We start from the raw sequence: 26,640 nt of genomic DNA on the forward strand, positions 1-26,640 counted from the left end.
ACCTGGTGAGACGCTGGTCAGGGAGGGGTCGACCGAACCGTTACCGAACGGTGTCGACAGTCCCCGTCCGGGGGTCGTTCAGTTGCCGTCCATCGGGGCGTCGGTCGGGTCGATGCCGTCGTTCGGGTCGGTCGTGGGCTCCTCGGTGGGCTCGGTCCAGGTGACCTGCGCCCCGGGCGACGAGTCGGAGACGACCGCGGTGCCGGACTGCGGCGACTTGCACGTCACCTTGTACGACAGCGTCACCGTGCCGGACTGCGCGGCCGCGACGGTGACCGCCGTGCCGGAGGTCGAGCCCGAGCTGCTGCCGTTCGACGGGACCGTGCCGTTGTCGATCGTGTACGTGTAGCTCACGTCGGAGTAGCCGGCGGGGCACTTGTCGTAGGACGGCCAGCTGAACGTGACGCGGCCGGAGTCGCTCACGGATCCACCGGTCGCACGCTCGGGTGCCTCGGCGGTCAGGACGTCGCCGAACGCCTTGATCGTCACCGTCGTGCCCTGCTCGAGGCTGCCCTCGGGGCTGAGCGACTCGACGGTGCCGACCTGGTCGGAGGACGTCGCGTTCGAACCGGCGACGACCTCGGCGACCAGGCCCTGACCGCGGAGCTGGTTCGCGACCTGCTCGGCGTTCTGGCCCGTGTAGTCGGCTGCCGACACGGTCACGCGGGTGTCGACCGGCGTCTGGGACGGCGTCTCCGACGGGGTCTGCGACGGACGCGGGGTCTTCGACGCGGACTTCGACGGGGTCGGGTCCGGCTCGGCAGCACCGTTCAGGGCGAAGGTTCCGACGACACCGGCGATCGCGAGCACGACGACGATGCCGACGACCCACCAGATCCAGGCGCGCTTCTTCTTCGGTTCCTCGGGCTCGTCCGTCGCCGGGGAGCGCGGTCCGACGGGTCCACCGGCACCGCCGGCGGCCGCACCGGACTGGGTGCCGAGCAGTGCCGTGGCAGCGTCGTTGCCCTGCCCCTGCGGCGGGTTGAACGCGACGGTGCCGCCCTGCGCGATGGCGGGGACGGCGACGGTGGCCGCGGCGACGTCACCGCGACGGAGTGCCTGTGCGGCGCGCGCCAGGTTGGCGGCGGTGGCGGGACGATCGGCGGGCTTCTTCGCGATGCACGAGATCACGAGGGCGGCGACGGGCTCGGGGATGTCCCCGGGCAGCGCCGGCGGCTGCTCGTTGATGTGCGCCATCGCGATCGCGACCTGCGACTCGCCCGTGAAGGGACGACGACCCGCCAGGGCCTCGTACGCGACGATGCCGAGCGAGTAGATGTCGGTCGACGGCGACGCCGGGTGTCCGCTCGCCTGCTCGGGCGAGAGGTACTGCACGGTGCCCATGACCTGGCCGGTCGCGGTGAGCGGGACCTGGTCCGCGATGCGCGCGATGCCGAAGTCGGTGATCTTGACGCGGCCGTCGGGCGTGATGAGCAGGTTGCCGGGCTTGATGTCGCGGTGCACCAGACCGACCGCGTGGGCGGCCTGCAGGGCGTTCGCGGTCTGCGCGACGATGTCGAGGACCTTGTCGACCGGCAGCGTGTGCTCGCGCTCGATCATGGTCGAGAGCGCTTCGCCGGGAACGAGCTCCATCACGAGGTAGGCGCTGCCGTCCTCTTCGCCGTAGTCGAAGACGTTGGCGATGCCCTCGTGGTTGACGAGCGCAGCGTGGCGGGCCTCGGCGCGGAAGCGCTCGAGGAACCCGGGATCGCCGAGGTACTCGTCCTTGAGGATCTTGAGTGCGACGGTTCGGCCGATGACGAGGTCGGTGGCCTGCCACACCTCTCCCATGCCGCCGATGGCGACCCGGGACGAGAGCTGGTACCGCCCACCGAAGGTGAGTCCGCTGGTGGGTCTCATTTGTTCAGCACCGCCTCCATGACTTTCTTCGCGACCGGGGCCGCGACTGTGTTGCCGACTCCCGACTGGCCGAGCCCGCCGCCGTCTCCGACGACGACCGCCACGGCGACCTCCGGGTCCTTCGCGGGCGCGAACCCGGTGAACCAGAGGGTGTAGGGATCGCCTGTTCCGCCCTCGGCCGTGCCCGTCTTCCCTGCGACGTCGACACCGTCGATCTTGGCATTCGTTCCGGTCCCGGCGTTCACGACGCTCTGCATGGCCTCGGTGAGGTCAGCGGACTCGGAGGAGGACAGCGGATCACTGTACTGCCTCGGGGAGAAGGACTCGACCGTCTTCAGGTCGCTCGTGGTGATCGAGTCGACGAGCGAGGGCTGCATGACCTTGCCGCCGTTCGCGATGCCGGCCGACACCATGGCCATCTGCAGCGGGGACACCCGGACGCTCGCCTGGCCGAACGCGCTGAGCATGAGCTGCGCGGTGGAGTCGACCTCGGGGTACTGGCTGGCGGTCGCGGACATCGGGACCTCGATGGCGTCACCGAAGCCGTACTTGTCGGCCATGCTCTTGATCGCGTCGTACCCGAGCTTCTGTCCGAGCTCGGCGAACGGGATGTTGCACGAGTACTGGATGGCCGTGCGGAGCTTGACCTTGTCGCCGCCGCCGCACGTGCCGCCTTCGGCGTTGTTGATGTACGAGCTCGTGCCGGGGAGCTGCAGGCGCGACGGGTTCGGGAACGTCGAGTCGAGGTTGTACTTGCCGCCCTCGAGCGCCGCCGATGCGACGACGAGCTTGAAGACGGATCCGGGCGTGTACAGGTCGCCGCCGATCGCGCGGTTCTGCAACGGGGACGACGAGGCGCCGAGCAGGGCGTCGTACTGCTCCTTGACCTTCGCGGTGTCGTGCGAGGTGAGGGTGTTCGGGTCGTAGCTCGGCTTCGAGACCATCGCGAGGATCTTGCCGGTCTTCGGCTGGATGGCCACGACGGCGCCGCTGTTCGTGCCGAGGGCGTCGTACGCGGCCTGCTGCACGGCGGGGTCGATCGTCAGGTTGACGTTGTCGCCCTGGACGTCCTGGCCGGTGAGGATCGAGTTGAGGTTCTGGAAGAACGAGGCGTCCGAGTTGCCGGACAGCACGGTGTTCTCCGCGCTCTCGATGCCGGTGTTGCCCTGGCCGATGGTGAAGTAGCCGGTGACCGCCGAGTACAGGTCGCCGTTCGTGTACTTGCGCTGGTACTCGTACTGGTCGTCCACGGGGGTCGACTCGGCGATCGGGCTGCCGTCGACGAGGATCGCACCGCGCTTGGTCGAGTAACTGTCCAAGATGGTGCGTGAGTTGCGGGAGTCGGCGCGGAGCGTGTCCGCCGAGAAGAACTGGATCGAGGTCGTCGACACGAAGAGTGCGACGAACATGAGCACGATGACGGTCGAGACACCGCGGAGCTGTCGGTTCATCGACGACGCTCCTTCCTGGTCGCGCGCGCGGACCGCCCGCTCGCGGCGGGGATCGCGCCCTGCTGGACGCGTTGTTCGGCTGGGATGGAATCGGTGAGTCGCAGCAGCATCGCGGCGATGATCCAGTTGGCGATGAGCGAGGAACCACCCGCGGCCATGAACGGCGTGGTCAGGCCGGTCACCGGGATCACGCGGGTGATGCCACCGACGACGACGAACACCTGCAGGGCGATCACGAAGCCGAAGCCGACGCCGAGCAGCTTGCCGAAGTCGTCCTGCGCCATGAACCCGACGCGGATGCCGCGCGAGGCCAGCACGATGAAGAGCGCGAGGATCGCGAAGACACCGATCAGGCCGAGCTCCTCGCCGAGCGAGGCGATGATGTAGTCCGCGTTGGCGACGGGCGTGATGTACGGGCGCCCCTGGCCGAGGCCGGTACCGGTGATGCCGCCGTTCGCGAAGCCGAACAGTCCCTGCACCAGCTGGTAGCTCGCCTGGGTGTCGCGGCTGAAGACCTCTTGGTTGAACGGGTCGAGCCACTGCTCGAAGCGGCCGTGCACGTACTCGAGGGCGCTCTGCGCGACGAGGGCACCACCGACGAACAGCGCCAGACCGATGACGACCCAGCTGATCCGCGCGGTCGCGACGTAGATCATCACGAGGAACAGGCCGAAGTACAGCAGCGCCGTGCCGAGGTCGCGCTGGAAGACGAGGACCGCCATCGCGGCTCCCCACATCACCAGGATCGGGCCGAGGTCGCGGGCACGCGGGAACGTCATGCCGAGGAACTTCTTGCCGACGATCGACAGCGAGTCGCGCGCGGTGACGAGGTACCCGGCGAAGAACAGCGCCATGGTGATCTTCGCGAGCTCGCCCGGCTGGAACGAGAACGGTCCGATCTTGATCCAGACCCGTGCACCACCGATGTTCTGACCGATGCCGGGCAGGATCGGCAGCAGCAGCAGCGCGATCGTCAGGAACATGAAGATGTAGCGGTAGCGCTGCAGGAACCGGTGGTTCCGGACCAGCAGCAGCGTGATGATCGCCAGGACCATCGCGAGCATCGTCCAGACGATCTGCTTCACACCGATGGCGTCCCAGCCGGTCAGGCCGTTGTGGACGTCGATGCGGTAGATCTCCGCGATGCCGATGCCGTTCAGGACGAGTGCGATCGGCAGGATGAACGGGTCGGCGTTCTTGGCGACGACCCGCAGCACGACGTGCATCACGAGCCCGAGCCCGAGGATGCCCCCGCCGACCCACAGCACCGAGGTGTCGAACAGTCGCCCCTTGGTGCCGAGTTGCACGAGCACCATCGCGCCGGCGCAGATGCCGCAGGCGATGACGAGCAGCACGAGCTCGAGGTTCCGAGCACGTGCGGGTTCGCGGAGCTTGATCGTGATCGCCTGCGTGAACGACTGGGCGGTGGCGCTGCTCATCGCGAGCCCCGGGTCGGGGACGGGGAGGGCGTCGACGACCGGGTCGGTGACGGCGAGGGTGACGAGGTGGATCCGCCGTCACCGCCGGTGCCGGCCTGGTCCTGCCCGGTCTCGGCGGCCTTGCGCAGTCGGTCGACGATGTCCCGTGCGTCGTCGAGCGACTGCGCGTTGATCGTCGAGCGGACGTTCTCGCGGGTGTAGTCCGGCAGCATCGACACGGTGATGTCGGTGTCCTCGTAGACGTCCGACAGCGCCAGTGGTCCGATCGACTGCTGGACGCCCTTGTAGATCGCGACCGTGCCGCGGTCGGTGCCGACGTAGTAGTGGTCCTGGGTGATCCGCCAGCCGAGGAACACGGCCCCGACCAGGGCAGCGACCGCCACCACGAGCGCGACCGTCCACGAGACCCGACGTCGGATGCGGCGTCGGCGGTCCTCGGCGATGAGCTCCGCGAAGAACTGGTCGGACTCGGGCTCGAAGTGCGAGTCCTCCGGGGCGGTGGTGACCTTGAGCGGGTGCAGCAGGATCGTGGGGAGGCGGATCGGCTTGCGACCGGTCGACGCCTCGAAGGTCAGGGGAGCGGCCGCGGACCCGACGGTGGTGGCCGCGTCGTCGTCGTCGTCGACCTCGTCTGCGGTGACGTCCATGACGACGACGGTGACGTTGTCGGGGGCGCCGTGGTCGAGGGTCTCCTTGACCAGGCGCTGCGTGACCTGGTTGGCGTCCATGTTCGACGCCAGGGCGTGCCGGATGCGCTCTTCGGCCAGGTACGACGACAGGCCGTCGGAGCACAGCAGCCAGCGGTCGCCCGGCTGGATGTCCATGATCGCGGTGTCGACCTCTGGCGCGGCGTCGACGTCGCCGAGCACCCGCATGAGCACCGAGCGACGAGGGTGGACCGCGGCTTCCTCCGGGGTGATCCGGCCGCTGTCGACCAGGCGCTGCACGAAGGTGTGGTCCGACGTGATCTGCTGCAGCTCACCGTCACGGTGGCGGTAGATGCGCGAGTCACCGATGTGCGCGATCGCGATCTGCTCGCCGACCCGGATCATCGCGGACACCGTGGTGCCCATGCCGGTCAGTTCCTGGTGCTCGAAGACCGTCTCGGTGATGAGCTGGTTCGCGGCGATCAGGGCCGACTGCAACGCGAACTCGGCGTCGTGTGCGGAGGGGAACTCGCGGTCCACCTCCCTGATGCGCCGGATCGCGATCGCCGAGGCGACGTCGCCGCCGGCGTGCCCACCCATGCCGTCCGCGACCGCGAACAGGTGCGCCCCGGCGTAGCCGGAGTCCTGGTTGTTCGCGCGGATGCGGCCCACGTGGGACACAGCGGCGCTCAACGTGCGAGCGGTCATGCCGGGTTACCGCCGCAGCTCGAACGTCGTCGTCCCGATCGTGATCGGCGTGCGCTCCGCGACGATCAGGGGAGCGCTCACCTTCTGACCGTTGACGAAGGTGCCGTTCGTGGACTCGAGGTCGGTGAGGAGCCAGCCGTCGGCGCGCAGGTCGAGCCGGGCGTGGTTGGTCGAGGTGTAGTCGTCGCGGATCACGACGTTGGACTCGCTGGAGCGGCCGATCGTGATCGGCCCGCCGCCGAGTGGCATCTCCATGCCCTCACGCGCGCCTTCGGTGATCACGAGGCGCACCGCTGCCGGCGAGGGCGACTGCGTCGCCGCCGTGGGTTGCCCGATGAGGTCGGTGAACGCACCACCCGAGGCCGCTGCCGGCGCCGCCGCTGCGGGGATCGTCGGGGTCGTCGGGCCGGAGGGAGCCGACTTGGAATCCGTGGGGATCGTGCGCACGCGCTGGCCGAAGAGATCACTGCGCAGGGCGAAGACGATCACGAAGACGAACAGCCAGAGCACCGCGAGGAACGCGAAGCGCAGGACGAGCAGGGTCAGGCCTGTGGTCATCGAGCACCTCCGTCGTTCTCCGGGATCACCCGGAACACCATACGGGTACGACCGATCTCGATGGTGGAGTCCGGCTCCACGATCGCCTGTTGGAAGTGCTGTCCGTTCAGCTTCGAGCCGTTCGTCGAGCCCAGATCCGTGGCCTGGGCGTGCTTGCCGTCCCACAGGACCTCGACGTGCTTCCGGCTCGTCCCGGTGTCCGCGATGGTGATGTCGGCGTCGCTGCCACGGCCGATCACGGTGCGTCCGCGCTGCAGGCGGTGGCGCTGCGAGCCGATGTCGAGCACGGCGATCCAGGCGACGTCGCGCTGCACCGTGGTGGAGTCGATCTGCAGGATGCCCGTCGACAACGTGCCGTCCTGCTGCAGCCGGATGGTGACCGGTCCGGAGAACGAGTAGTTCTGCGCGACGGCGTGCTGGTGGGCCATCTGCGCGAGTTCGTCGATGAGCGGACGACCGACGTCGTTCATGCGCGTGAAGTCCGGCGGCGCGAGGCGCACGGTGAACTCGTTCGGCACCAGGATGCGCTCTCGCGACACCACGGCGGCCTTCGTGTCGAGCTCACGGCGCAGGGCGCTGGAGATCTCGACCGGCTGCACACCGGAGCGGAAGGTCTTCGCGAACGCGCCGTTCACGGCGCGCTCCAGCCCTCGCTCGAAGTTGTCCAGCAGGCCCATGTGTCTCCAGAGTCGTCGGTCGTCAACCACTGCATGGTAGTGGTTGGCGCAGGGGGCAGTCTGTGCGTGGTAGTGTTTTGGGGCTGGCGCGAGTGGCGGAATTGGTAGACGCGCACGGTTCAGGTCCGTGTGCTGGAAACGGCGTGGGGGTTCAAGTCCCCCCTCGCGCACCAGGCGAAACAGCGAAAGGCCCCGGAGGAATCCGGGGCCTTTCGTGTTCCCCCAGGTCCGCCGGGGCGGCCGTCGCCGCTGGGCGGATCAGGTCCGATCAGCGTCCGTCGCGTGGTCGGGATCCGGCCAGGAGGCGCGGCTCGACCCCGACACGCCGGGTCCGGAGAACCCGTGGTCGGTTCTTCCCGCATCGCTGCGGGCGAAGAACGGGCGCGCGCTGGGCAGGAAGAGGAGGACCGCGGCGACGACCGACAGCGCGATCGTCAGGAGTCCGAGTTCGCCGCTCGTGAGGCTGAGCACCGCACGGGTCACGGCGACGACGACCAGCACGATGCGAGCAACCCGCGACCCGGCGGCCATGCGGACGACCGCCCACCCGACGAGTCCCCAGACCACGATGGCGACGAGCACCGTCAGGACCGTGCCGATGGCGTTGCTGCCCGTTCCCGCCACGAACTGCAGGACGGTCGCCACCAGGCAGACCGCGACCCAGACGAGCCAGAGCACGAACGACACGGTGACGACCTGCGGTCGGTCCGGGCGACGGGTGAACAGTGTCCTGGTCATGGCTGCACGGTACCGGGCGGGCAGTCGTGCGAGCAGCCGCCCCGCTAGCGTGACCAGGTGACCGATGATCGTGCAGCAGCCCCTCGTCCCGGCGTCGACGTCCCCGATGCCCGTGGGCGGACCGGACTCGACGCCGTCGGCCGTGACCTCGACCGCAACCCCGACGTCGTCGTGCGGGACGTCGAGGTCGTGTCGGACGGCTGGCACGTGCTCCGTCGCACCACGCTCGACGTCCGGCGCCGGGACGGCCGGTGGGACCGGCAGCAGCGGGAGACCTACGACCGCGGGAACGGCGCCACCGTGCTGCCGTACGACGCCGAGCGCGGTACCGTCCTGCTCACCCGGCAGTTCCGGTGGCCGGCGTACGTGAACGGGCACCCGGACGGCATGCTCATCGAGGCAGCGGCGGGGCTGCTCGACGAGGACGACCCCGAGACCGCCGTCCGCCGCGAGGCCGCCGAGGAGCTGGGCATCCGGCTGGGCGACCTGGTGCGCGTCGGCGACGTCTTCATGAGCCCCGGTTCGGTCACCGAGCGTGTCCACTTCTACGTCGGTGCCTACACACCGGCGGACCGGGTCGAGGCGGGCGGCGGGGTCGAGGACGAGGGCGAGGACATCGAGGTGCTCGAGCTGGCACTCGACGAGGCGCTCGCGATGGTCGAGGACGGCCGGATCGCCGACGGCAAGACGATCATGCTGCTGCAGTGGGTGGCACTGCGGTCAGTGGCACCGCGGCGGGTGTCACCCCGACAGGGCTGACTCGTCCAGGCCCACCGCTCGGGCGATCGTCGTGCGGACCAGGCCTTCGCGGGTCGGTCGGTCGAGGTAGTCGACCAGGGCGTACCCGTTGGTGGCGTCGACGAGCGCGAAGAGCAGGCGTCCCACGCCGTCCGGGTCGTCGGTCCGCAGCACGCCCGCGCGCACCCCGTCGACGACGACCGTGGTCGCGAGGAGCTGCCAGTCGTCCATGACGTCCCGCGCTGCGGTCGCGAGCGCCGCGTTCGTGCGGCCGATGCTCCACGCGTCGGCCCACAGGGTGGCGACGTCGTCGCGCGCGGGATCGGCGATGCAGCCGAGCAGGGTGCGGAGGCCGGAGACGGGGTCGGGCGCAGCGGCGACGATCGCGCGGACCTCGGCGACCTCGGCTGCCGCGACGGTGCGGAACGTCTCGCCGACCAGGTCCTCCATGCTCGGGCGGTAGTGGGCGACGAGCGACGGCGCGACCCCGATCACGGCGGCGACCCCGCGGAGCGTCACCGCCGCGAGGCCCTCGGCGCGCGCCAGGTCGACGGCAGCCGCCGCGATCTGGGATCCGCGTTCGGCCGGGTTCAGGCGCCGGCGGGCCGGTGTCGTCGGCATCGTCCCACCGTATCCGCGCGTCACGCGCCCTCGACGACGAAGGCCGCCCACAGGTCGGCACGGGTCGCGAAGACGGTGAGGTCGCGGTCCAGGAGCCGGCCGGCGTGCTCGACCCGGGAGCGTGCGGTGTGGCGGTGGATGCCGAGCACCTGGGCGGCGCGGTCGTACTCGCAGTTCTGCTCGAGCCAGGCGCGGACGGTGCGGGTGAGCTCGGTGCCCGCCGACCGGTCGTGTTCGAGCAGGGGAGCGAGGAACGCGCGGGCGACGGCTCCGGCGTCGACGTCCACGTGGGCCAGGTGTGCGAGGACGCCTTCCCGGGCGAGGTCGCCGAACTCGGTGGTGCCCGGTCGTCCTTCGCGCCGACGGTCCAGGGCCTGCACGGCCTCGGTGCGCGCGCGGCCGAACGACCGGTACGCGGCACCGTCCGACAGGCCGGCCCGCAGGTCGAAGCGCCCGACCAGTTCCTCGACGATCGCGGTGTCGTCGGCGCTCACGCACAGGAAGAGGGCGTCGTCGACGGCGAAGAAGAGCTGTCCGGGCCGGTCCTGCACCCACAGTTCGAGCAGGTCGACGACGGTGTCGAGGTCGTGGTCGTCGACGTCGAGGGCCGCGATCCGGACGGGTTCGGCGGGCAGGGGACCCCAGACCTCGCGCGACGTCGACTGGACCACCTCCGGATCGCCGACCGAGAGCATGGTGAGCAGGCCGGTGCGCAGGAGCCCGCGTGCCCGGGCCAGCTCACGGTTCTGCTGCAGCGCGAGTCCGGCGAGGGCGATGACGGACGTCACCACCTCGCGACCGGCGCGGTCGAGTGCGCCGCCGTTGGCGATCGCGAGCACGCCGCTCAGGTGGCCCCCGCTGCCGAGGGTCTGCAGGGTGAACCCGGTGTGGTGCTCGGTGGTCACCGGCAGGCTCGCCCGCTGTCCCGCGCGCAGCAGGCGCAGTGCCTCGGTCCGGAGCAGCTCGAGGTCCTGGGCGGGCACGCCGTCCGCCGGGTGCCCGCGGTCGAGCCGTCCCGACACGTCGAAGAGCCCGACCCAGCCGTCGAGCTGCCCGGAGAGCTCGGCGATCGTGGCCCCGAGCCCGTCCGGCCGCATCGCCGCGAGCGAGATCGCCCGCTGCGCGGCGAGGGCCCAGGCGTTCCGGGCGTTCGCGTCGCGGGCGACCGCTTCGGCGTTCGCCTGCGCGACCGCGATGAACGAGGTCTCGTAGGGCACCTCGAACAAGGGGAGTCCGTACTGCGAACAGGCGGCGACGAGGGCGTCCGGGGTGCCGGCGCGGACGACCTCGGTGCCGAACCCGAGTGCGACGACGCCTCGCTCGACGAGTCGGCGGACGTAGGGGCCGGCGACCTCCTGCGGGACCTCGGCTTCGGCGCCGAACTGGGTGCCCGTGGTCAGCAGTCCCTGCCCGTCGGCCAGGAACGGCGTCGGGTCCTCGAGGTCGGAGCTGTGCAGCCACGACAGCGGGGCGTCGAGGGCGCCCGAGGCCGCGTCGGTCAGCGGGCGGAGGCGGAGGTCGGCACGGTGCAACAGGGAACGCAGCGTCGCGGGCATGGGAGCACCTTATCCACCGGGGCGAGCGGACCGGTGCTCGATGTACACGGTGGACAGCCGCCGTGGTCGCCGCAGGCTTCTACCATCGCCGCATGCCCTCCACCGCAGCACCCTCGATCAGTGCGCCCACCGGCGGCCCCTCGCTGCCCCAGGAACGACGGCTCGTCACGGCCGTCCCAGGCCCGCGATCACGCGAGCTCATGGCGCGGAAGGCCGGAGCCGTCGCGGCCGGGGTCGGGGTCGCCGTGCCGATCGCCGTCGTCGCAGCCGGTGGCGGGGTCGTCGTGGACGCGGACGACAACTCGTTCGTCGACCTGGGGTCCGGGATCGCCGTGACCAGCGTCGGCAACGCGCACCCCGGCGTCGTCGCCGCGGTCACCGAGCAGGTCGCTGCCTTCACCCACACGTGCTTCACGATCGCCGCCTACGACGGGTACGTCGCGGTCGCCGAGGCACTCAACCGGCTGACCCCCGGTGACCACGACAAGCGCACGGCGCTGTTCAACTCCGGCGCAGAGGCCGTCGAGAACGCCGTGAAGATCGCGCGCAAGCACACCGGCCGGCAGGCCGTCGTGGTGTTCGACCACGCGTACCACGGCCGCACGAACCTCACGATGGCGCTCACCGCGAAGAACCAGCCCTACAAGGACGGCTTCGGCCCGTTCGCGCCCGAGGTCTACCGGGTGCCGATGTCCTACCCGTTCCACGACGGCCTCTCCGGATCCGAGGCGGCGAAGCGCGCGATCAGCCAGATCGAGAAGCAGGTCGGCGCGGCGAACACCGCGGCGCTGCTCATCGAGCCGATCCAGGGGGAGGGCGGCTTCGTCGTCCCCGCGCCCGGGTTCCTCGCCGCCCTGTCCGAGTGGACCACGGCGAACGGCGTCGTGCTCATCGCCGACGAGGTGCAGACCGGCTTCGCGCGCACCGGGTCGATGTTCGCGAGCGAGCACGAGGGGATCGTGCCGGACGTCGTCACGACCGCGAAGGGCATGGCCGGTGGTCTGCCACTGTCCGCCGTGACGGGGCGCGCCGAGATCATGGACTCCGCGCACGTCGGCGGGCTCGGCGGCACCTACGGCGGCAACCCGATCGCCTGCGCCGCCGCCCTCGCCGCGATCGACGCGTTCGAGCACGACGGGCTGATCGACCGAGCCCGCGAGATCGGGGACGTGCTGCTCGGACGACTCCGTGCCGCGCAGACGACCGACCCGCGGATCGGTGACGTCCGCGGACGCGGCGCGATGGTCGCGATGGAACTCGTGGACCCCGCGACCGGCGAACCGGACGCAGCACTGACCGGGAAGGTGGTGCGGTCCGCGTTCGAGCACGGCGTCATCGCGCTGACCGCCGGCACGTACGGCAACGTCGTCCGGTTCCTGCCCCCACTGTCGATCGACGACGCCCTGCTCCACGAGGGACTCGACGTCGTCCTGGAAGGACTCGCAACAGCATGACCACCGGCACCACCACCGCCCCTGCGGCCGACCGCACCGACGCCGAACGCGAGCTGCTCGCCCGCGTCCCCACGGGCCTCCTGGTCGACGGCGCCTGGCAGCCGTCGGCCGACGGCCGGACCTTCGCCGTCGTCGACCCCGCCACCGGCGAGACGCTGCTCGACATCGCCGACGCAACCCCCGAGGACGGTGTCCGAGCGCTCGACGCCGCGGAAGCAGCGAAGTCGGGCTGGGCGAGCACACCGCCGCGGCACCGCGCCGAGCTGCTCCGTCGCGCGTTCGACCTGCTGCAGGAACGGCGCGAGGAGTTCGCGCTGCTCATGACGCTCGAGATGGGCAAGCCGCTCGCCGAGGCCCGCGGCGAGGTCGCGTACGGCGGGGAGTTCCTGCGCTGGTTCTCGGAGGAAGCGGTCCGGATCGGCGGCTCGTACGGCACCAACCCGGAGGGCACCGGCCGTGCCACCGTCTCGCACAAGCCCGTCGGCCCCGCGTTCCTCATCACGCCGTGGAACTTCCCGCTGGCGATGGCGACCCGGAAGATCGCACCGGCGCTCGCCGCCGGATGCACGGTCGTCGTGAAGCCGGCCGAGCTCACGCCGCTCACGACCCTGCTGTTCGTCGACCTGCTGCGCGAGGTCGGTCTGCCCGCCGGCGTGGTCAACGTGGTGCAGACCACGCGCGCCGCCGACGTCTCCGGGCCGGTGATCGCCGACCCCCGGCTCCGGAAGCTGTCCTTCACGGGCTCGACGCCGGTCGGACGCACACTGCTCGCCCAGGCGGCGCAGAACGTGCTCCGGACGAGCATGGAGCTCGGTGGCAACGCCCCGTTCCTGGTGTTCGCCGACGCCGACCTCGACCTGGCCGTGGAGGGCGCGCTCGCCGCCAAGTTCCGCAACACCGGGCAGGCCTGCACCGCCGCGAACCGGTTCCTGGTGCACGAGGACGTCGTCGACGAGTTCACGCGCCGGGTGACCGCACGCGTCGAGGCCATGCGGGTCGGACGCGGCACCGAGGACGGCGTCGCCATCGGACCGCTCATCGACGACCGCGCCGTCGACAAGGCGCACCGCCTGGTCACCGACGCGCTCGACCGCGGGGCGACGCTCCGCACCGGCGGACACCCGGTCGACGGCCCCGGCACCTTCTACGCGCCCACGGTCCTGACCGACGTGCAGCCCGGCAGCGACCTGCTCCGCGACGAGATCTTCGGACCCGTCCTGGCGATCCGGACCTTCCGGACCGAGGACGAGGCCGTGGCCGCCGCCAACGACACCGAGTACGGTCTGGTCGGCTACGCGTTCACCGAGGATCCGGCCCGTGGCCAGCGCCTGATGGAGCGGCTCGAGACCGGCATGCTCGGACTCAACACCGGGGTCGTCTCGAACGCGTCGGCCCCGTTCGGCGGGGTGAAGCAGTCCGGCCTCGGCCGCGAGGGCGGCGGCGAGGGCATCGCCGAGTACCTCGAGACCATGTACACGCTGACCCCGGACCCGTTCCGGAGCACCACCACCGAAGGAGCAGCACGATGATCGAGAGCGACGTCGTCGTCATCGGAGCCGGTGTCACCGGCCTGACCGCCGCGAACCGCCTGCGCGCCGCGGGACTGACCGTCACGGTGCTCGAGGCGCGCGACCGCGTGGGCGGCCGCACCTGGACGAACGACATCGACGGGGTCACCCTCGAGATCGGTGGCCAGTGGGTCTCGCCCGACCAGACCGCACTGCTCGAGACCCTCGACGAGCTCGGACTCGACACCTACGACCGGTACCGCGAGGGCTCGAGCGTCTACGTCGACGCCGAGGGCACCCGCACCGAGTACACCGGCGACATCTTCCCGTTGCCCGAGGCGACGGCGAACGAGATCGAGCGACTCGTGACGGTCGTCGACGAGTACGTCGCGGCGGTCGACCCGGCGCGCCCGTGGGAGTCCCCGCACGCGGCGGCACTCGACGAGGTCTCCTTCCGCGCCTGGCTCCACACGCTGAGCGACGACCGCGTCGCCACCGACAACGTCGAACTGTTCATCGCCGGGGCCATGCTCACGAAGCCGGCACACGCGTTCTCGGCACTGCAGGCCCTGCTGATGGCCGCCTCGGCCGGCAGCTTCACGAACCTGGTCGACGCCGACTTCATCCTGGACAAGCGGGTCGTCGGCGGCATGCAGCAGGTGTCGGAGCGACTCGCGGACCGCCTCGGTGACGCCGTGCACCTCGACGCGCCGGTGCGCACCCTCCGCTGGACCGACGACGGGGTCGTCGCGCTCGCCGACGGCGGTCTCGAGGTCCACGCCCGGCAGGCGCTCGTCGCCGTGCCGCCGCCCCTGTACTCGCGGATCTCGTACGAACCCCCGCTGCCCCGTCGCCAGCACCAGCTGCACCAGCACCTGTCGATGGGCTTCGTCATCAAGGTGCACGCCGTCTACGACCGGCCGTTCTGGCGCGGCGCCGGGCTCTCCGGCACGGCGTTCAGCCCGTACGAGGTCGTGCACGAGGCGTACGACAACACCGAGCACGGATCGGAGCAGGGCACGTTGGTCGGGTTCGTCTCCGACCAGCACGCCGACGACCTCTTCGCGCTGTCGGCCGAGGAGCGGAAGGCCCGAGTGCTCGGTTCGCTCGCCCACTACTACGGCGACGAGGCCCTGCGCCCGGTCGTGTACTACGAGAGCGACTGGGGCACCGAGGAGTGGACCCGCGGCGCCTACGCGGCGAGCTTCGACCTGGGCGGGCTCGTCCGCTACGGCGCCGACCAGCGTGCAGCCGTCGGTCCGATCCGGTTCGCGTCGAGCGACCTGGCCGGGCAGGGCTACCAGCACGTCGACGGTGCGGTGCGGATCGGACGTGAGGTCGCCGACGAGATCCTGGCCGTGACCCCGGTCGCCGCCGGCTCGGGCGCTGCCGCCTCGTCCGTCTGAACGGGTGCAGCGCCGACCGCGCGTAGCGTCCGGACCATGAGCGACACGACGGCGAACGGATCCAGCGACCCCAGCGAGGCCGAAGAGCAGTACACCGAGGACCTGCCGGACGGGTCGCCCACGGGCGACGCGACGAAGGACCCCGCGCAGGACAGCGACACGGACTCCGGCGGCGAGCCCGCCGAGCCGCAGCAGTAGCGGCGACCGACGAGCGGACGGGAGGCGCGGTGCCGGCTGGCACCGCGCCTCCCGTCCGTCGTGGAGCCGGGTCCAGAGCGTCCGTCAGCCGATGCGGATCAGCTTCTTGTTGACGAACTCGTCGGCCCCCAGGGGGCCGAGCTCGCGGCCGAAGCCGCTCGCCTTGACGCCGCCGAACGGCAGTTCGGGGCTGTCCGCGCCGACGATGTTGACGTAGACCATGCCGGCCTCGAGCCGGTCCGCGACGCGGAGTGCCTGGTCGGCGTCGGTCGTGAACAGGTACGAGCCGAGGCCGTACGGGGTGTCGTTGGCGAGTGCGACGGCGGCGTCCTCGTCGGTTACCCGGTACACGGCGGCGACGGGGCCGAAGAACTCCTCGCGGTACGCGTCGTTGTCCGGCGTGACGTCGGTCAGGATCGTCGGCACGAAGGCGTTGCCCTGGCGGTCGCCGCCGGTGACGACGGTCGCACCCTGCGCGACGGCGGACGCGAGCTGCTCCTGCAGCCGGTCCGCGGCGGTCGGGGACGACAGGGGGCCGAGCTCGGCACCGGGCACGGACGGGTCGGTCGGCGAGACCGCCGACATGGCCGTCGTGAACTTCGCCAGGAAGTCGTCGTACAGGTCGTCCACCACCAGGAACCGCTTCGGGGCGTTGCAGACCTGCCCGTTGCCCTCGAGGCGGGTGGTGACGGCGGACTCGACGACGGAGTCCAGGTCGTCGGTGGACAGCACGATGAAGGGGTCCGACCCACCGAGCTCGAGCACGACCTTCGTGAGGTTCCGGCCGGCGATCTCGGCGACGGCGGCACCGGCGCGGGCGGACCCGGTCAGCGAGACGCCCTGCACGCGCGGATCGGCGATGACGTCGGCGGCCTGGTCGTTCGTCGCGAAGACGTTCGTGTAGGCGCCCTCGGGGAACCCGGCGTCGTGGAAGATCCGCTCGATCGCCAGGGCCGACTCGGGGCACTGCGGTGCGTGCTTGAGCAGGACCGTGTTGCCGATGAGCAGGTTCGGACCGGCGAACCGGGCGATCTGGTAGGCGGGGAAGTTCCACGGCATGATGCCGAGCAGCACGCCGATCGACGACTTCCGGATGAAGGCGCTGCCCGCGGAGCCGTCGGCCAGGGTGATCGGCTGGTCGGCGAGGAACTCCTCGGCGTGGTCGGCGTAGTAGTCGTAGATGTCGGCGCAGAAGTCCACCTCGCCCTCGGCCTGGTCGATCGGCTTCGCCATCTCGCGCACGATCGTGGCGGCGAGGTCGGCGTGACGCTCCCGGTACAGGTCCGCGACGCGGTGGAGCAGGGCCGCGCGGTCGGCGACGGTGCTGCTGCTGGACCACGTGCTGTGCGTGTGGTCCGCGGTGGTGACGGCGGCACGGAGCTCGTCGTCGGTGATGGTCGGGAACGTCTCGAGGGTCGTGCCCGTGGTGGGGTCGGTGACGGCGTACATGGCGTCCTCTCGTGGTGGGTCAGGCCTGGTCGGTCAGCTGCTTGTTCACGCCGGTGACCGGCTGGTTCTCGTCGAAGCTCTTCGGCAGCACCCGGAAGCCCTTCGTGATGACGAGCAGGTAGGCGAAGCCGATCGCCGCCCACACTCCTCCTGCGATCAGTGCGTCGGCGTGGAGCTGCGACCAGAGCACGCCCGTCAGGACCATCGCGAGGCCGGGCAGGACGATGTACTTCCACCGGTCACCCGCGGTGTGGCGACGGCCCTGCCGGACGGCGAAGTGCACGATGACGCTCGCGTTGACGAAGGTGAAGGCGACGAGGGCGCCGAAGTTGATGTACGACGAGATGGTGTCGAGCGAGAAGCTCATCGCGAGCAGCGTGACCGCGCCGACGAACACGACGTTGAACACCGGGGTGTGCGTGCGCGGGTTGACGTAGCCGAACACCCGCTTCGGCAGGACGTTGTTCCGGCCCATCACCATGAGCATGCGGGCGACGCTCGCGTGCGACGCGAGCCCCGACGCCAGCGCGGCGACGAACCCGGCCGACACCAGGACCGCCTGGAACACCGGGCCACCGACGAGCAGGCCGATCTGGGGCAGCGGGTCGTCGGTGAACTCGCCGAACGGGGTGTTCGTCGGGAACCGCAGCTGCGCGAAGTACGCGGACACCAGGAAGATCGCGCCACCGAGCAGCACCGTCAGCATGATCGCCTTCGGCATGATCCGGATCGACTTCGCCTCTTCCGTGTACATCGTCACGGCGTCGAAGCCGATGAACGAGAAGCAGACCACCGTCGCACCGGTGAGCAGGGCGGACATCGTCACGCCGTCGTGCACGAACGGCTCGGTGCTCGCGATCGTGCCGGCGCCGGCACCGTGGACGAGTTCGATGACGGTGAAGACCACGAACGCGATCATCGCCAGGATCGCGCCGATGAGCAGCACCATGTTCAGGTTCGACGTGCCACGCATCGACAGGCAGATCACCGTCGTCACGAACACCGTGTAGACGACGACCGTCACCCACGACGGCAGCGCCGGGAACACCTGCTCCAGGTAGAGCCGGATGATCAGGGCGTTCACCATCGGCAGCAGCAGGTAGTCGAGCAGGGACGCCCAACCGACCATGAACCCGAGGTTCGGGTGCATCGACTCCCGCACGTACGTGTAGGCCGAACCGGCCGCCGGGTAGACCCGGACCATCTTCCCGTAGCTGATCGCCGTCAAGGCCATGATGACCAGCGCGATCAGGTACGCGCTCGGCACGGCGCCGTCGGTCTGCCCGGAGACGATGCCGAAGGTGTCGAACACCACCGTCGGGGTCATGTAGCCGAGGCCGAGGCCGACGATCGCCCAGAGTCCGAGGCTCCGCTTCAGGGAACCGCCGCGCGCAGGGGTTGCCGGAGCTGTCGGTGCGGGGACCGCGGTCGGTGATGCCATGTGCGTTGACTTCCCTGCTGGGTCGGGGGTGGGCAGCGCCGGAGCTGGGCTGGGCAGCGTCGCCCGGACTGGTTCGGAGCAACATACCGATGTGCGAGTGCTCGGTGGACCGGCCGCGGTGTACAGACGTCGGGCAGCCGCTGTACACCGCGGCGATGGCTCAGACCGCCGGCTGTTGCTGCGTGATGCAGTGCAGGCCGCCGCCGCGCGCGAAGACCGGACGAGCGTCGATCGAACGCACCTGACGACCCGGGTACACGTCGGCGAGGATGCCGCGGGCGCGGTCGTCGGCAACGGCGTCACCGAAGGCGCAGGCGATCACGGCGCCGTTCACCACCACGTGGTTGACGTAGTTCCAGTCGACCGGGCCGTCGTCGTCGGTCAGGGTCGACGGGGCCGGCAGTTCGACGATGGTCGCGTCCGTGGCCTGCTCGAGCGCCCGACGGATCTGCGGCATCACCAGGTGGTCCGGGTGGCCGGCGTCGGGCTGCGCGTGCAGCAGGACCGTGCGGGAGGTCGTGGTGGCGCTGGTGGCGCTGGCGCCGCTCGGCGCGCCGGCGAACGTCGCGACCATGTCGACGTGGCCCCGGGTCCCGAACCCGTCGTAGTCACGGGTCAGGCCGCGGGGCAGCCAGACCACGTCCGTCGCGCCGATCGTCCGGGCCAGCTCGAGTTCGACGCGCTCGCGGTCGGCGTACGGGTTCCGTCGCGGATCGAGCTGCACGGTCTCCGTCACCAGGACCGTGCCCGTGCCGTCGACGTGGATCGCCCCGCCCTCGTTCACGAGCAGTGACGGGATCCGCCGTGCACCGGTGGCGGCGGCGACCGTGGCGGCGACCTCGGCGTCTCGGGTCCAGGTCGACCAGGAGTTCGCGCCCCAGCCGTTGAAGACCCAGTCCACGGCGCCGAGCTCGCCGGTCACGTCGTCGACGACGAACGTCGGCCCGATGTCGCGCATCCAGAAGTCGTCGAGGGGCGCTTCGAGCACCTCGACCGCGGTCGACAGCAGGCGACGAGCGTCGGCTCGCGCGACCGGGTCCACGACGATCGAGACGGGCTGGTGCTCGCTGATCGTGTTGGCGGTGGTCGCCCACGTCCGTCGCGCCGCCTCGGCACTCGCCGCGTCGTCACCGAGTGTCAGGCCGGGGCGCGGGAACGCCATCCAGGTGCGTTCCTGCGGAGCCGTCTCGGGAGGCATCACCCACGTCATGCGCGCACCTCCGGTCCGGCGTCGGTCGCCGCCACCCCGATGGACGCGTCGATCGCGTCGCGTGCGCCGTACGCGTGGCGATCCTCGTCGACCGGGGCGACGAGCCCCGCGTAGAGGTCTGGGCGACGGGTCACGTAGAAGGGGAACAGCCGGAGCCACTCGGTCCGGGCCGCGAGGTCGAGGTCCGCGACCAGCACCGCGTCAGCGTCACGCGGTGCCTCGGCGAGGATGCGGCCGAACGGGTCCGAGATGAACGACGACCCGTAGAAGGTGATGTCGCCCTCGTCGCCCCACCGGTTCGGGACGACCATGAACTGGCCGGCGGTGATGCCGTTCGCGACGATGACCTGCCGCCAGATCGGGGCGGTGTCGAAGTCCGGGAACGTCGGCTCGGAGCCGATCGCCGTCGGGTAGACCAGGACCTCGGACCCGGCGAGGCCGTAGGACCGGGCCACCTCGGGGAACCACTCGTCCCAGCAGGTCGGTAAACCGAGGCGTGCGCCGAGTCCCGCCGGCTCGTACACCGGGAAGGCGTCGTCGTCCGTCCCCGGGCGGAAGTACGTGTCCTCGTGGTAGCCGGCGCTGATCGGGATGTGGGTCTTGCGGGTCCGGCCGACCAGGGTGCCGTCGGGGGCGACGAGGACGGCGGTGTTGTAGCCGCGGGGGTCGTCGGGCTGGTCGTCGTCGGCAGGCCGCTCGTACAGCGAGGCGTGGACGAACACCCCGTGCTCGATCGCCTGTGCGCGGGCGAAGGTGACCGTCGGGCCGTCCTCGAGCGACTCGGCGAGGTCCTTCGGGACACCACTGGCCGGGGTGTCGCCGGGGTAGCGGCGCAGGGTGAGCTCGGGCAGGAACACCGCCGCGGCGCCGTTGGCCGCGGCGGTGGCGATGCCGTCGGCGAGTTGTGCGCGATGGGCAGCCGGGTCCTCGAGCCAACGCATCTGCACGAGGGCGACGCGGGTCGTGCGGCGGGGGGTGCCGGTGTCCTGGTGCAGCGGAGACGGGTGCGGGGGAGCGATGACGACGTCCATCCCGCCATTGTTGATCGCGTGGTCAACGAGCGCAAGGCCCAGGGGGAGTTGGGTGGGGTGATGAGCGAACCCATCGTCACGCCGCTCGGCTTCTCGCACGTGCGCCTCACGGTCACCGACATCCGCCGCAGCAAGGCCTTCTACGAGCAGCTGTTTGGCATGCCACCCGGCAGTGACTTCAGCGACCAGATCGACGACCCGACGATCCACGACGACCCGTGGCGGACCTACGGCGGCTGTTCGTTCACGTTCGGCGGGCAGACGCTCGGCCTGCGTCCGGTCGCGCCCGCCGGTGACCGGTTCGACCCGGACCGCGTGGGCCTCGACCACGTGTCGTTCCGCGTCGGGTCCGTCGACGACCTGCACGCCGCCGTCGAGCGGCTGGACGCCGCCGGCATCGAGCACGGCGACGTCACCGACCTGCCGCCGTTCGGCCTGGTGATCCTGTCCGTGCAGGACCCCGACGACGTCAACCTGGAGTTCGCGGCGCCGCGGCCCTGAGCACGGTGCGCCGGTGTCCGCTTGCCGCGTCCGTCACCCGGACCTCCAGGTGCCACGGAAGCGGGGAGGGTTGCCTGATCGCGTCAGATCTCAGGAGGAGACAGCATGAGCAAGACCTGGTTCATCACCGGAGCGTCGAAGGGCTTCGGCCGCGAGTGGGCGGAAGCCGCCCTCGAACGTGGAGACTCCGTCGCCGGTACGGCCCGCAACACCGACGACGTGCAGGCACTCGTCGACCAGTACCCGGACACGTTCCTCGGACTGCAGCTCGACGTGACCGACCGTGCCGCGGACTTCGCGGCCGTGCAGCGTGCGGCGGAGCACTTCGGCTCGCTCGACGTCGTCGTGAACAACGCCGGATACGGCCACTTCGGCATGGTCGAGGAGCTCACCGAGGACGAGGTCCGCGCCCAGCTCGAGACGAACCTGTTCGGGGCGCTCTGGGTGACCCAGGCCGCGCTGCCGATCATGCGCGAGCAGGGCTCCGGGCACGTCATCCAGGTGTCGAGCATCGGCGGGATCAGCGCGTTCCCGACGGTCGGGGCCTACCACGCGTCGAAGTGGGCACTCGAGGGGATCTCGCAGTCGCTGTCCCAGGAGGTCGCGGGCTTCGGCATCCACGTCACCCTCGTCGAGCCCGGCGGGTTCTCGACGGACTGGTCCGGGCCGTCGTCGAAGAAGAGCGACGAGATCGCCGCGTACGCCGACGTCCGTGAGGCCGCGTCGAAGCGCCCGTCGGCCGCCGACCCCGGCAAGCCCGAGGCGACCCGCTCGGCGATCCTGAAGGTCGTCGACGCCGAGCAGCCGCCCCTGCGCGTCTTCTTCGGCAAGGCGCCGCTCGGCATCGCGGAGCGGGACTACGAGTCCCGCCTGGCGACCTGGCGCGAGTGGCAGCCGGTGTCGGAGGAGGCACACGGCTCCTGAGCGACCTCAGCTGATGATGTTCACCGCGCGAGAGATCACGAGCGCCAGCAGGATGAACCCGCCGAGTGCCTGGTAGGCCATGATCATCTTCGCGCGCACGGTCATCGGCATCGTGTCCGTCGGGCTGAACGCGACCATGTTCGTCATCGCGACGTAGAGGTAGTCGAGGTAGACCGGTCGCCACGCAGCGGTCTTCGGGCCCGTCTCCTGCGGGAACTGGAAGTCGGCCTCGTCGCTCGTCCACAGCTCGGGACGACGACGAGCCACCGGCCCGCCCCGGTCGAGCTCCCAGTAGACGAGCCCGAACGCGATGATCGTGCTCACCCACACCTGCAGGGCGGTGAGCAGCACGGCACCGCCGTCGGCCTGGCCACCGAGGAGCACCTCGATCGTCCGGACCACGGTCAGCTGGTTCGCGACGGTGATCAGGATCGCCAACGAGAAGGACACCCACCGCGACCAGGTCGTCTCGCGGGTCAGCCGTCGCGGGTTGAAGACGACGAGCGGGATCAGCAGCAGGACGCCGAGCAGCGGGACCACCCATGACGGGAAGAACAGCACCTCGCTCGGCAGGAACAGGCTGAGCCCGAGGTTCACCAGGACGGCGATCGCCACCGGCGCGCGGTGCTCGTGCCGGGGTGTGGTCCGCGTCGTCGTCACGGCTCCGAGTGTGGCACTCGAACATCGTTCCGGGCCCGTGCGACCCGTGAGGGTCTGGTCAGTAGGGCACCCGTGTCACTCTCACCGGAACCTGGAACATCAGTAGGCTGGTGGCGGGCCGCGTCACCGCCGGAGCGTGGCCCGAGCAAGGATGAAGCCCACCGCTGGGACAACAGCGATGGGCTTCGATTTGCTCTCCGAGTGGAGAACGAGGGACAGAACGCGTCCCGAGCTTGAACTCGGAACCAGTGTAACTCGATCACCGTCGGGTCGCACGTCCCTCGGCCCCTGCTCTTCGTGTCCGCCGGCGCTGACACGGAAGGTGGTTCGAATGTCCTCCGACGACGAACCGCGTCGACGCCGTCAGGTGCCGTGGTTGGGGATCGCGACGTTGCTCGTGACCCTGGCCCGGTTCCTGCACGACGTGTGGCGCAAGGGTTGAGCCCAGGGTGTCCCGCGCTCTTGCCGGCGCGGGGCACCCGTCGGGAGCCGCTCAGTCGACGCGTGCCGGGCGAGAGCACCGAGGGGCACGAAGAGCAGCACGTTGAGCAGGAGCTGCGCGGACGCCGGGTCGACGGTACTGACCGCCAGGGCGGACGGAGCCGATGTCAACCGCTCGGAGGACCCGGGATCGATCCGTCGTCGCACGGGGTCGCGTCGCCCGGGGGACGATCCGCGGGCGCTCGGTGCGCAGGCTCATGGCATGTCCGAACGCAACCGTCCCACCGTCCGTCTCCTCGCCGCCGTCGTGGTCGCCGGCTCCGTCGCGGTGCTCGCGACCGGGTGCAGCTTCGTCCAGCAGCAGACGGGCGATGCCTGGTCCGTGACCTACGAGGTCAGCGTCGACCAGCCGAGCGGGGCCGCGCTCACCGACGTGCGCGTCGAGGGCGCCGAGAAGCGCGGCGACGCCCCGGAGGTGCACCGACTCGGGACGCAGAAGACGGGGACGCAGAAGACGGGCACGCAGAAGACGGGCACCTGGGAGCACGAGTCGATCGTCCTCGCCGAGCAACGCGCCTCGGTCCGGGCGACCCCGGCGCGGGGTGCGACGGCGACCTGCCGGATCCTGCTCGACGGCAAGCGCGAGATCGCCACGGAGACCGCGGCCGCGGGGCAACCCGTGACGTGCTCGGTCGACACCCCGGCGTTCGACTGAGCCGATCAGCCGCCGACGGGCGTCGCGAGCACGAGCGGGTCGACCTCGGAGCCGAGCAACCGCCCGGCCGCCCGCAGCCCGGACAGCAGCGCACCGTGCACGGTCGCCGGGTCGTCGCCCCACGTGGCCTCGCCGGCGAGCTGCACCCGGCCGGACGGCGCGCCGAGCAGGTCGTGGTCGTCCGGTGACGCCCCGACGTGCAGGTACGAGTACGAGCCGCGTGCGAACGGGTCGTCGGCCCACCGGGTGATCCGGAACGCCTCGGGTTCGGGGACCGACGGGCCGAACATCCGCCGCAGGCCTCCGATGCCCTCTTCCACGATCATCGCGTCCGGCAGGGTCTCGAGGCGCCGGGCCCCGGTCCCACCGACCAGGGCGGCCAGCACGGGCGCTCCGGTCACGCGGGACATGTCGTACCAGGAGTGCCAGTCGACACCGGCCGACCCCTGCTGGCGGACCACCCACGACTCGCCCCAGAACCGCTCCGGGAACCGCAGGAACACCTTGTCGTAGACGCCCATCCCGAGCCGGCGCATCGCACCGGTGACCGTCTCGGCGAGCGGCGGGTCGAACGTCACGTCGCCGGCCTGCAGCACCCCGAGCGGGACGGTCACGACGACGTCGTTCGCCGTCACCGACGAACCGTCCGCGAGTCCGACCACGACACCCGTCGCGGACTGCGTCACCGACCGCACGACCGCGGACAGCCGGACGTCGAGCCCCTCGGCCAGGGCGGCGGCGTACTGGGCGTAGCCGCCGGGGAACACCACCTCGTCGCCGGGGACGTGTTCCTCTTCGAGGCCGCGGGCGTCGAGGACGGTCACGGGTGCGCCGCAGAGGTCCTCGGAGCGGTGTGCCATGTACTCGCGGACCCGCGCGGCCCGGTCACCCTGCCACTGCAGGGACCGCAGCACGGTGTCGACGGCGGCCGCGTACGTCGAGGGCGGTGGAGCGTGTGCGACGACGGTGTCCAGGGCGGCGTCGACGGTGTGCAGGTCCGCGACGAACGCCGAGGCCGAGGCCTCGGACAGCGGCGCCCCGGACGGGTCGTGCCACGCGATCGGGCGGCCGTCGAACTGGAAGCTCCCGACGGTGAACTCGACGGTCTCGATGCCGAACCGGGGCGCCAGGGCCCAGAGCGGGTTGCCGTCGACGCCGTGGATCCACGAGGCGCCGAGGTCCACGGGCACGCCGAGCTCGGTGTCGGTCCAGGTGCGGCCGCCGATCCGGTCGCGGGCCTCGAGCACGACGACCCGCTGGCCGTCGAGTGCGAGCGCCCGGGCAGCGGCGAGCCCGGAGACCCCCGCCCCCACGACGACGACGTCAGCGTCGAGTACAGCCATCAGTGGCCTCCGGTCAGCGGTGCCATCAGCCGCGCCGCCAGGCTCGGCCGTCCGGTCAGGGCTTCTTCGCGGTCGGCCAGGTCGGTCGCCACGAGCCCGGCGTTCGCCCCGAGGAACCGGAGCGGCTCGGGCTCCCAGTCGGGCGAGCGGTGGTTCACCCACGGCAGCGCGGTGAGTGGCGACGTGACCCCGCGCACGAGGTCGGCGAGCGTCCGCCCGGCCAGGTTCGTCGTCGACAGTCCGTCGCCGACGTAGCCGCCGGCGGTCCCGACGTGCCCGTCCCAGGTCACGGACGCGCACCAGTCGCGCGGCACCCCGAGCGGGCCGCCCCACGTGTGGGTGATCGGTGCGTCGGCGACGACGGGGAACAGCTCCACCAGGGACCGCCGCAGGTGCTCGAAGACCCGCGGCACCCGGTCGTACCCGGGGGTGATCGCGGACCCCCAGTGGTAGCGGGCTCCGCGTCCGCCGAACGCCAGTCGGTCGTCCGCCGTGCGCTGCCCGTACACGAGCAGGTGCCGGTAGTCGGAGAACGTCTGCCCGTGCTCCAGGCCGATGCGGTCCCACACCGCCGCGGGCAGCGGAGCGGTCGCGATCATGAGCGAGTAGAGCGGCAGGATCCGCCGCTTCGTCTGTTCGAGCTGTGCGCCGTACCCCTCGACCGCGATGACGACCGCGCCGGCCGTGACGGTCCCACGCGACGTGAGCACACGCCCGTGGTCCCACGACGAGGCGGGCGTGTGCTCCGCGATCCGGACGCCCCGGGCCTCCAGGGCGGCCGCCAGGCCACGCACCAGTGCTGCGGGCTGCACCCGCGCGCAGTCCGGGGTCCACGCGACCCCCGCCGATCCGGCGGCGTCGCCGGGCCGGGCCGCGCGCCACGTCATGGCGTCGCCCCACTCGGCCGACGACGCGACCTCGTCGTGCGCCGCGCGTTCCTGCACGGCGGAGCGCGCGTAGAGGACGGTGCCGCCCTTCACGTAGTCGCAGTCGACCCCGGCCTCGGCCGCTGCGCGTCCGACCTCGTCGACGGTGTCGCGCATCGCTGCGCGCAGCGCGAGTGCGGCGTCGCGGCCGTGCTCGCGCGCGACGGACTCCGCTGAGCGCGGGAACAGCGCCGAGCACCAGCCCCCGTTGCGACCGGAGGCGCCGAACCCGGCGATCTCGCGTTCCAGGACGACGATCTGGAGGCCCGGGTCGGCCTGGTGCAGGTACCAGGCGGTCCAGAGACCCGTCAGTCCACCGCCGACGATCGCGACGTCCGCGGTCGTGTCGCCGTCGAGCGGCGGCCGGGGCGCCAGGTCGTCGCGTCCGGTGGACGCGAGCTGGTCGAGCCAGAACGAGACGCCCCGGTAGCCGCTCACGG

Annotated in this window: 24 protein-coding genes and 1 tRNA gene; 9 read left to right on the top strand and 16 right to left on the bottom strand. The window is 71.1% G+C overall.

The features are described from left to right. Positions 1–78: 78 nt before the first annotated feature. From DEJ14_RS00085 to DEJ14_RS00110, 6 genes are read right to left on the bottom strand one after another with little or no spacing between them, the layout of a single operon-like run. A complete protein-coding gene (locus DEJ14_RS00085) occupies positions 79–1,860 on the bottom strand; it encodes a serine/threonine-protein kinase (protein WP_111083693.1) in 1,782 nt (593 codons plus the stop codon). Then, entirely contained in the window at positions 1,857–3,311 is a 1,455-nt protein-coding gene (locus DEJ14_RS00090) for a peptidoglycan D,D-transpeptidase FtsI family protein (RefSeq protein ID WP_111083694.1), read from the bottom strand. The genes DEJ14_RS00085 and DEJ14_RS00090 overlap by 4 nt, the downstream gene beginning before the upstream one ends. After that, entirely contained in the window at positions 3,308–4,750 is a 1,443-nt protein-coding gene (locus tag DEJ14_RS00095) for an FtsW/RodA/SpoVE family cell cycle protein (RefSeq protein ID WP_111083695.1), read from the bottom strand. Before DEJ14_RS00095 ends, DEJ14_RS00090 begins: the two co-directional genes overlap by 4 nt. Further along, positions 4,747–6,105: a Stp1/IreP family PP2C-type Ser/Thr phosphatase gene (locus DEJ14_RS00100; protein ID WP_111083696.1), complete on the bottom strand. Its 1,359-nt coding sequence runs from the start codon at positions 6,103–6,105 to the stop codon at positions 4,747–4,749. Before DEJ14_RS00100 ends, DEJ14_RS00095 begins: the two co-directional genes overlap by 4 nt. 6 nt (positions 6,106–6,111) lie before the next feature. Continuing rightward, the gene (locus tag DEJ14_RS00105; protein ID WP_111083697.1) at positions 6,112–6,663 is read right to left on the bottom strand and encodes an FHA domain-containing protein FhaB/FipA; all 552 of its coding nucleotides are present in this window, start codon (positions 6,661–6,663) and stop codon (positions 6,112–6,114) included. Next, positions 6,660–7,340: an FHA domain-containing protein gene (locus tag DEJ14_RS00110; protein WP_111083698.1), complete on the bottom strand. Its 681-nt coding sequence runs from the start codon at positions 7,338–7,340 to the stop codon at positions 6,660–6,662. The genes DEJ14_RS00105 and DEJ14_RS00110 overlap by 4 nt, the downstream gene beginning before the upstream one ends. An 86-nt stretch (positions 7,341–7,426) precedes the next feature. Between DEJ14_RS00110 and DEJ14_RS00115 the strand changes: the two genes are divergently transcribed. Beyond that, positions 7,427–7,513 (top strand) — tRNA-Leu (locus tag DEJ14_RS00115). A gap of 85 nt (positions 7,514–7,598) precedes the next feature. Here DEJ14_RS00115 and DEJ14_RS00120 read toward each other — a convergent pair. Continuing rightward, positions 7,599–8,078 carry a hypothetical protein gene (locus DEJ14_RS00120; protein WP_111083699.1) on the bottom strand — a complete coding sequence of 160 codons (480 nt, stop codon included), beginning with the start codon at positions 8,076–8,078 and terminating at the stop codon, positions 7,599–7,601. Positions 8,079–8,135: 57 nt separating this feature from the next. Between DEJ14_RS00120 and DEJ14_RS00125 the strand changes: the two genes are divergently transcribed. Next, positions 8,136–8,837 carry an NUDIX domain-containing protein gene (locus DEJ14_RS00125; RefSeq protein WP_111083700.1) on the top strand — a complete coding sequence of 234 codons (702 nt, stop codon included), beginning with the start codon at positions 8,136–8,138 and terminating at the stop codon, positions 8,835–8,837. On the opposite strand, the gene DEJ14_RS00130 is transcribed toward DEJ14_RS00125, so the two are convergent. Continuing rightward, positions 8,820–9,437 carry a TetR family transcriptional regulator gene (locus tag DEJ14_RS00130; RefSeq protein WP_111083701.1) on the bottom strand — a complete coding sequence of 206 codons (618 nt, stop codon included), beginning with the start codon at positions 9,435–9,437 and terminating at the stop codon, positions 8,820–8,822. The two genes, DEJ14_RS00125 and DEJ14_RS00130, sit on opposite strands and share 18 nt — an antisense overlap. 20 nt (positions 9,438–9,457) lie before the next feature. Further along, positions 9,458–10,993, bottom strand: coding sequence for a PucR family transcriptional regulator (locus DEJ14_RS00135; protein WP_111083702.1), 1,536 nt, complete (start codon positions 10,991–10,993; stop codon positions 9,458–9,460). A 92-nt stretch (positions 10,994–11,085) separates the two neighbouring features. Between DEJ14_RS00135 and gabT the strand changes: the two genes are divergently transcribed. Genes gabT through DEJ14_RS00155 form a run of 4 tightly spaced genes read left to right on the top strand, consistent with a single transcriptional unit; the run spans position 11,086 to position 15,559 of the window. Beyond that, positions 11,086–12,447: a 4-aminobutyrate--2-oxoglutarate transaminase gene (gene gabT, locus DEJ14_RS00140; RefSeq protein WP_111083840.1), complete on the top strand. Its 1,362-nt coding sequence runs from the start codon at positions 11,086–11,088 to the stop codon at positions 12,445–12,447. Continuing rightward, a complete protein-coding gene (locus tag DEJ14_RS00145) occupies positions 12,444–13,976 on the top strand; it encodes an NAD-dependent succinate-semialdehyde dehydrogenase (protein WP_111083703.1) in 1,533 nt (510 codons plus the stop codon). The genes gabT and DEJ14_RS00145 overlap by 4 nt, the downstream gene beginning before the upstream one ends. Beyond that, positions 13,973–15,361 carry a flavin monoamine oxidase family protein gene (locus DEJ14_RS00150; protein WP_111083704.1) on the top strand — a complete coding sequence of 463 codons (1,389 nt, stop codon included), beginning with the start codon at positions 13,973–13,975 and terminating at the stop codon, positions 15,359–15,361. The genes DEJ14_RS00145 and DEJ14_RS00150 overlap by 4 nt, the downstream gene beginning before the upstream one ends. Before the next feature lie 36 nt (positions 15,362–15,397). Beyond that, positions 15,398–15,559, top strand: coding sequence for a hypothetical protein (locus tag DEJ14_RS00155; protein WP_181437371.1), 162 nt, complete (start codon positions 15,398–15,400; stop codon positions 15,557–15,559). 84 nt (positions 15,560–15,643) lie between these two features. Here the strand turns inward: DEJ14_RS00155 and DEJ14_RS00160 are convergent, their stop codons facing one another. The 4 genes from DEJ14_RS00160 to DEJ14_RS00175 all read right to left on the bottom strand — a co-directional run bounded on the left by DEJ14_RS00160 (position 15,644) and on the right by DEJ14_RS00175 (position 20,690). Then, complete coding sequence (locus DEJ14_RS00160) at positions 15,644–17,008, bottom strand: NAD-dependent succinate-semialdehyde dehydrogenase (RefSeq protein ID WP_111083705.1); 1,365 nt, start codon at positions 17,006–17,008, stop codon at positions 15,644–15,646. Positions 17,009–17,027: 19 nt separating this feature from the next. Further along, positions 17,028–18,449: an APC family permease gene (locus DEJ14_RS00165; protein ID WP_111083706.1), complete on the bottom strand. Its 1,422-nt coding sequence runs from the start codon at positions 18,447–18,449 to the stop codon at positions 17,028–17,030. A gap of 160 nt (positions 18,450–18,609) precedes the next feature. Further along, a complete protein-coding gene (locus DEJ14_RS00170; protein ID WP_111083707.1) occupies positions 18,610–19,659 on the bottom strand; it encodes an agmatine deiminase family protein in 1,050 nt (349 codons plus the stop codon). Next, entirely contained in the window at positions 19,656–20,690 is a 1,035-nt protein-coding gene (locus DEJ14_RS00175; RefSeq protein WP_111083708.1) for a nitrilase-related carbon-nitrogen hydrolase, read from the bottom strand. Before DEJ14_RS00175 ends, DEJ14_RS00170 begins: the two co-directional genes overlap by 4 nt. Positions 20,691–20,750: 60 nt before the next feature. Between DEJ14_RS00175 and DEJ14_RS00180 the strand changes: the two genes are divergently transcribed. Both DEJ14_RS00180 and DEJ14_RS00185 read left to right on the top strand, forming a co-directional pair. Continuing rightward, positions 20,751–21,191, top strand: coding sequence for a VOC family protein (locus tag DEJ14_RS00180; protein ID WP_111083709.1), 441 nt, complete (start codon positions 20,751–20,753; stop codon positions 21,189–21,191). Between the two features lie 105 nt (positions 21,192–21,296). Then, positions 21,297–22,115 carry an SDR family oxidoreductase gene (locus tag DEJ14_RS00185; RefSeq protein ID WP_111083710.1) on the top strand — a complete coding sequence of 273 codons (819 nt, stop codon included), beginning with the start codon at positions 21,297–21,299 and terminating at the stop codon, positions 22,113–22,115. 6 nt (positions 22,116–22,121) lie between these two features. Here the strand turns inward: DEJ14_RS00185 and DEJ14_RS00190 are convergent, their stop codons facing one another. After that, on the bottom strand, positions 22,122–22,775 hold the full coding sequence (locus tag DEJ14_RS00190) for a DUF1345 domain-containing protein (RefSeq protein WP_111083711.1): 654 nt from the start codon (positions 22,773–22,775) through the stop codon (positions 22,122–22,124). A gap of 703 nt (positions 22,776–23,478) precedes the next feature. Here DEJ14_RS00190 and DEJ14_RS00195 point away from each other — a divergent pair. After that, the gene (locus DEJ14_RS00195; RefSeq protein ID WP_111083712.1) at positions 23,479–23,931 is read left to right on the top strand and encodes a hypothetical protein; all 453 of its coding nucleotides are present in this window, start codon (positions 23,479–23,481) and stop codon (positions 23,929–23,931) included. Positions 23,932–23,936: 5 nt separating this feature from the next. Here the strand turns inward: DEJ14_RS00195 and DEJ14_RS00200 are convergent, their stop codons facing one another. Together DEJ14_RS00200 and DEJ14_RS00205 are read right to left on the bottom strand one after the other, a co-directional pair. Further along, on the bottom strand, positions 23,937–25,274 hold the full coding sequence (locus tag DEJ14_RS00200; protein ID WP_111083713.1) for a flavin monoamine oxidase family protein: 1,338 nt from the start codon (positions 25,272–25,274) through the stop codon (positions 23,937–23,939). After that, positions 25,274–26,638, bottom strand: coding sequence for an NAD(P)/FAD-dependent oxidoreductase (locus DEJ14_RS00205; protein WP_111083714.1), 1,365 nt, complete (start codon positions 26,636–26,638; stop codon positions 25,274–25,276). The genes DEJ14_RS00200 and DEJ14_RS00205 overlap by 1 nt, the downstream gene beginning before the upstream one ends. Positions 26,639–26,640 lie beyond the last annotated feature (2 nt).

The organism is Curtobacterium sp. MCJR17_020, assembly GCF_003234365.2.
GTDB lineage: Bacteria > Actinomycetota > Actinomycetes > Actinomycetales > Microbacteriaceae > Curtobacterium.

Coding starts and splice junctions, on each gene's coding strand:
- DEJ14_RS00170 (WP_111083707.1), bottom strand. CDS start 19,659: ATGACGTGGGTGATGCCTCCCGAGACGGCTCCGCAGGAACGCACCTGG.
- DEJ14_RS00150 (WP_111083704.1), top strand. CDS start 13,973: ATGATCGAGAGCGACGTCGTCGTCATCGGAGCCGGTGTCACCGGCCTG.
- gabT (WP_111083840.1), top strand. CDS start 11,086: ATGCCCTCCACCGCAGCACCCTCGATCAGTGCGCCCACCGGCGGCCCC.
- DEJ14_RS00090 (WP_111083694.1), bottom strand. CDS start 3,311: ATGAACCGACAGCTCCGCGGTGTCTCGACCGTCATCGTGCTCATGTTC.
- DEJ14_RS00155 (WP_181437371.1), top strand. CDS start 15,398: ATGAGCGACACGACGGCGAACGGATCCAGCGACCCCAGCGAGGCCGAA.
- DEJ14_RS00180 (WP_111083709.1), top strand. CDS start 20,751: ATGAGCGAACCCATCGTCACGCCGCTCGGCTTCTCGCACGTGCGCCTC.
- DEJ14_RS00175 (WP_111083708.1), bottom strand. CDS start 20,690: ATGGACGTCGTCATCGCTCCCCCGCACCCGTCTCCGCTGCACCAGGAC.
- DEJ14_RS00200 (WP_111083713.1), bottom strand. CDS start 25,274: ATGGCTGTACTCGACGCTGACGTCGTCGTCGTGGGGGCGGGGGTCTCC.
- DEJ14_RS00145 (WP_111083703.1), top strand. CDS start 12,444: ATGACCACCGGCACCACCACCGCCCCTGCGGCCGACCGCACCGACGCC.
- DEJ14_RS00165 (WP_111083706.1), bottom strand. CDS start 18,449: ATGGCATCACCGACCGCGGTCCCCGCACCGACAGCTCCGGCAACCCCT.
- DEJ14_RS00105 (WP_111083697.1), bottom strand. CDS start 6,663: ATGACCACAGGCCTGACCCTGCTCGTCCTGCGCTTCGCGTTCCTCGCG.
- DEJ14_RS00120 (WP_111083699.1), bottom strand. CDS start 8,078: ATGACCAGGACACTGTTCACCCGTCGCCCGGACCGACCGCAGGTCGTC.
- DEJ14_RS00195 (WP_111083712.1), top strand. CDS start 23,479: ATGTCCGAACGCAACCGTCCCACCGTCCGTCTCCTCGCCGCCGTCGTG.
- DEJ14_RS00100 (WP_111083696.1), bottom strand. CDS start 6,105: ATGACCGCTCGCACGTTGAGCGCCGCTGTGTCCCACGTGGGCCGCATC.
- DEJ14_RS00160 (WP_111083705.1), bottom strand. CDS start 17,008: ATGTACGCCGTCACCGACCCCACCACGGGCACGACCCTCGAGACGTTC.
- DEJ14_RS00130 (WP_111083701.1), bottom strand. CDS start 9,437: ATGCCGACGACACCGGCCCGCCGGCGCCTGAACCCGGCCGAACGCGGA.
- DEJ14_RS00110 (WP_111083698.1), bottom strand. CDS start 7,340: ATGGGCCTGCTGGACAACTTCGAGCGAGGGCTGGAGCGCGCCGTGAAC.
- DEJ14_RS00185 (WP_111083710.1), top strand. CDS start 21,297: ATGAGCAAGACCTGGTTCATCACCGGAGCGTCGAAGGGCTTCGGCCGC.
- DEJ14_RS00135 (WP_111083702.1), bottom strand. CDS start 10,993: ATGCCCGCGACGCTGCGTTCCCTGTTGCACCGTGCCGACCTCCGCCTC.
- DEJ14_RS00085 (WP_111083693.1), bottom strand. CDS start 1,860: ATGAGACCCACCAGCGGACTCACCTTCGGTGGGCGGTACCAGCTCTCG.
- DEJ14_RS00095 (WP_111083695.1), bottom strand. CDS start 4,750: ATGAGCAGCGCCACCGCCCAGTCGTTCACGCAGGCGATCACGATCAAG.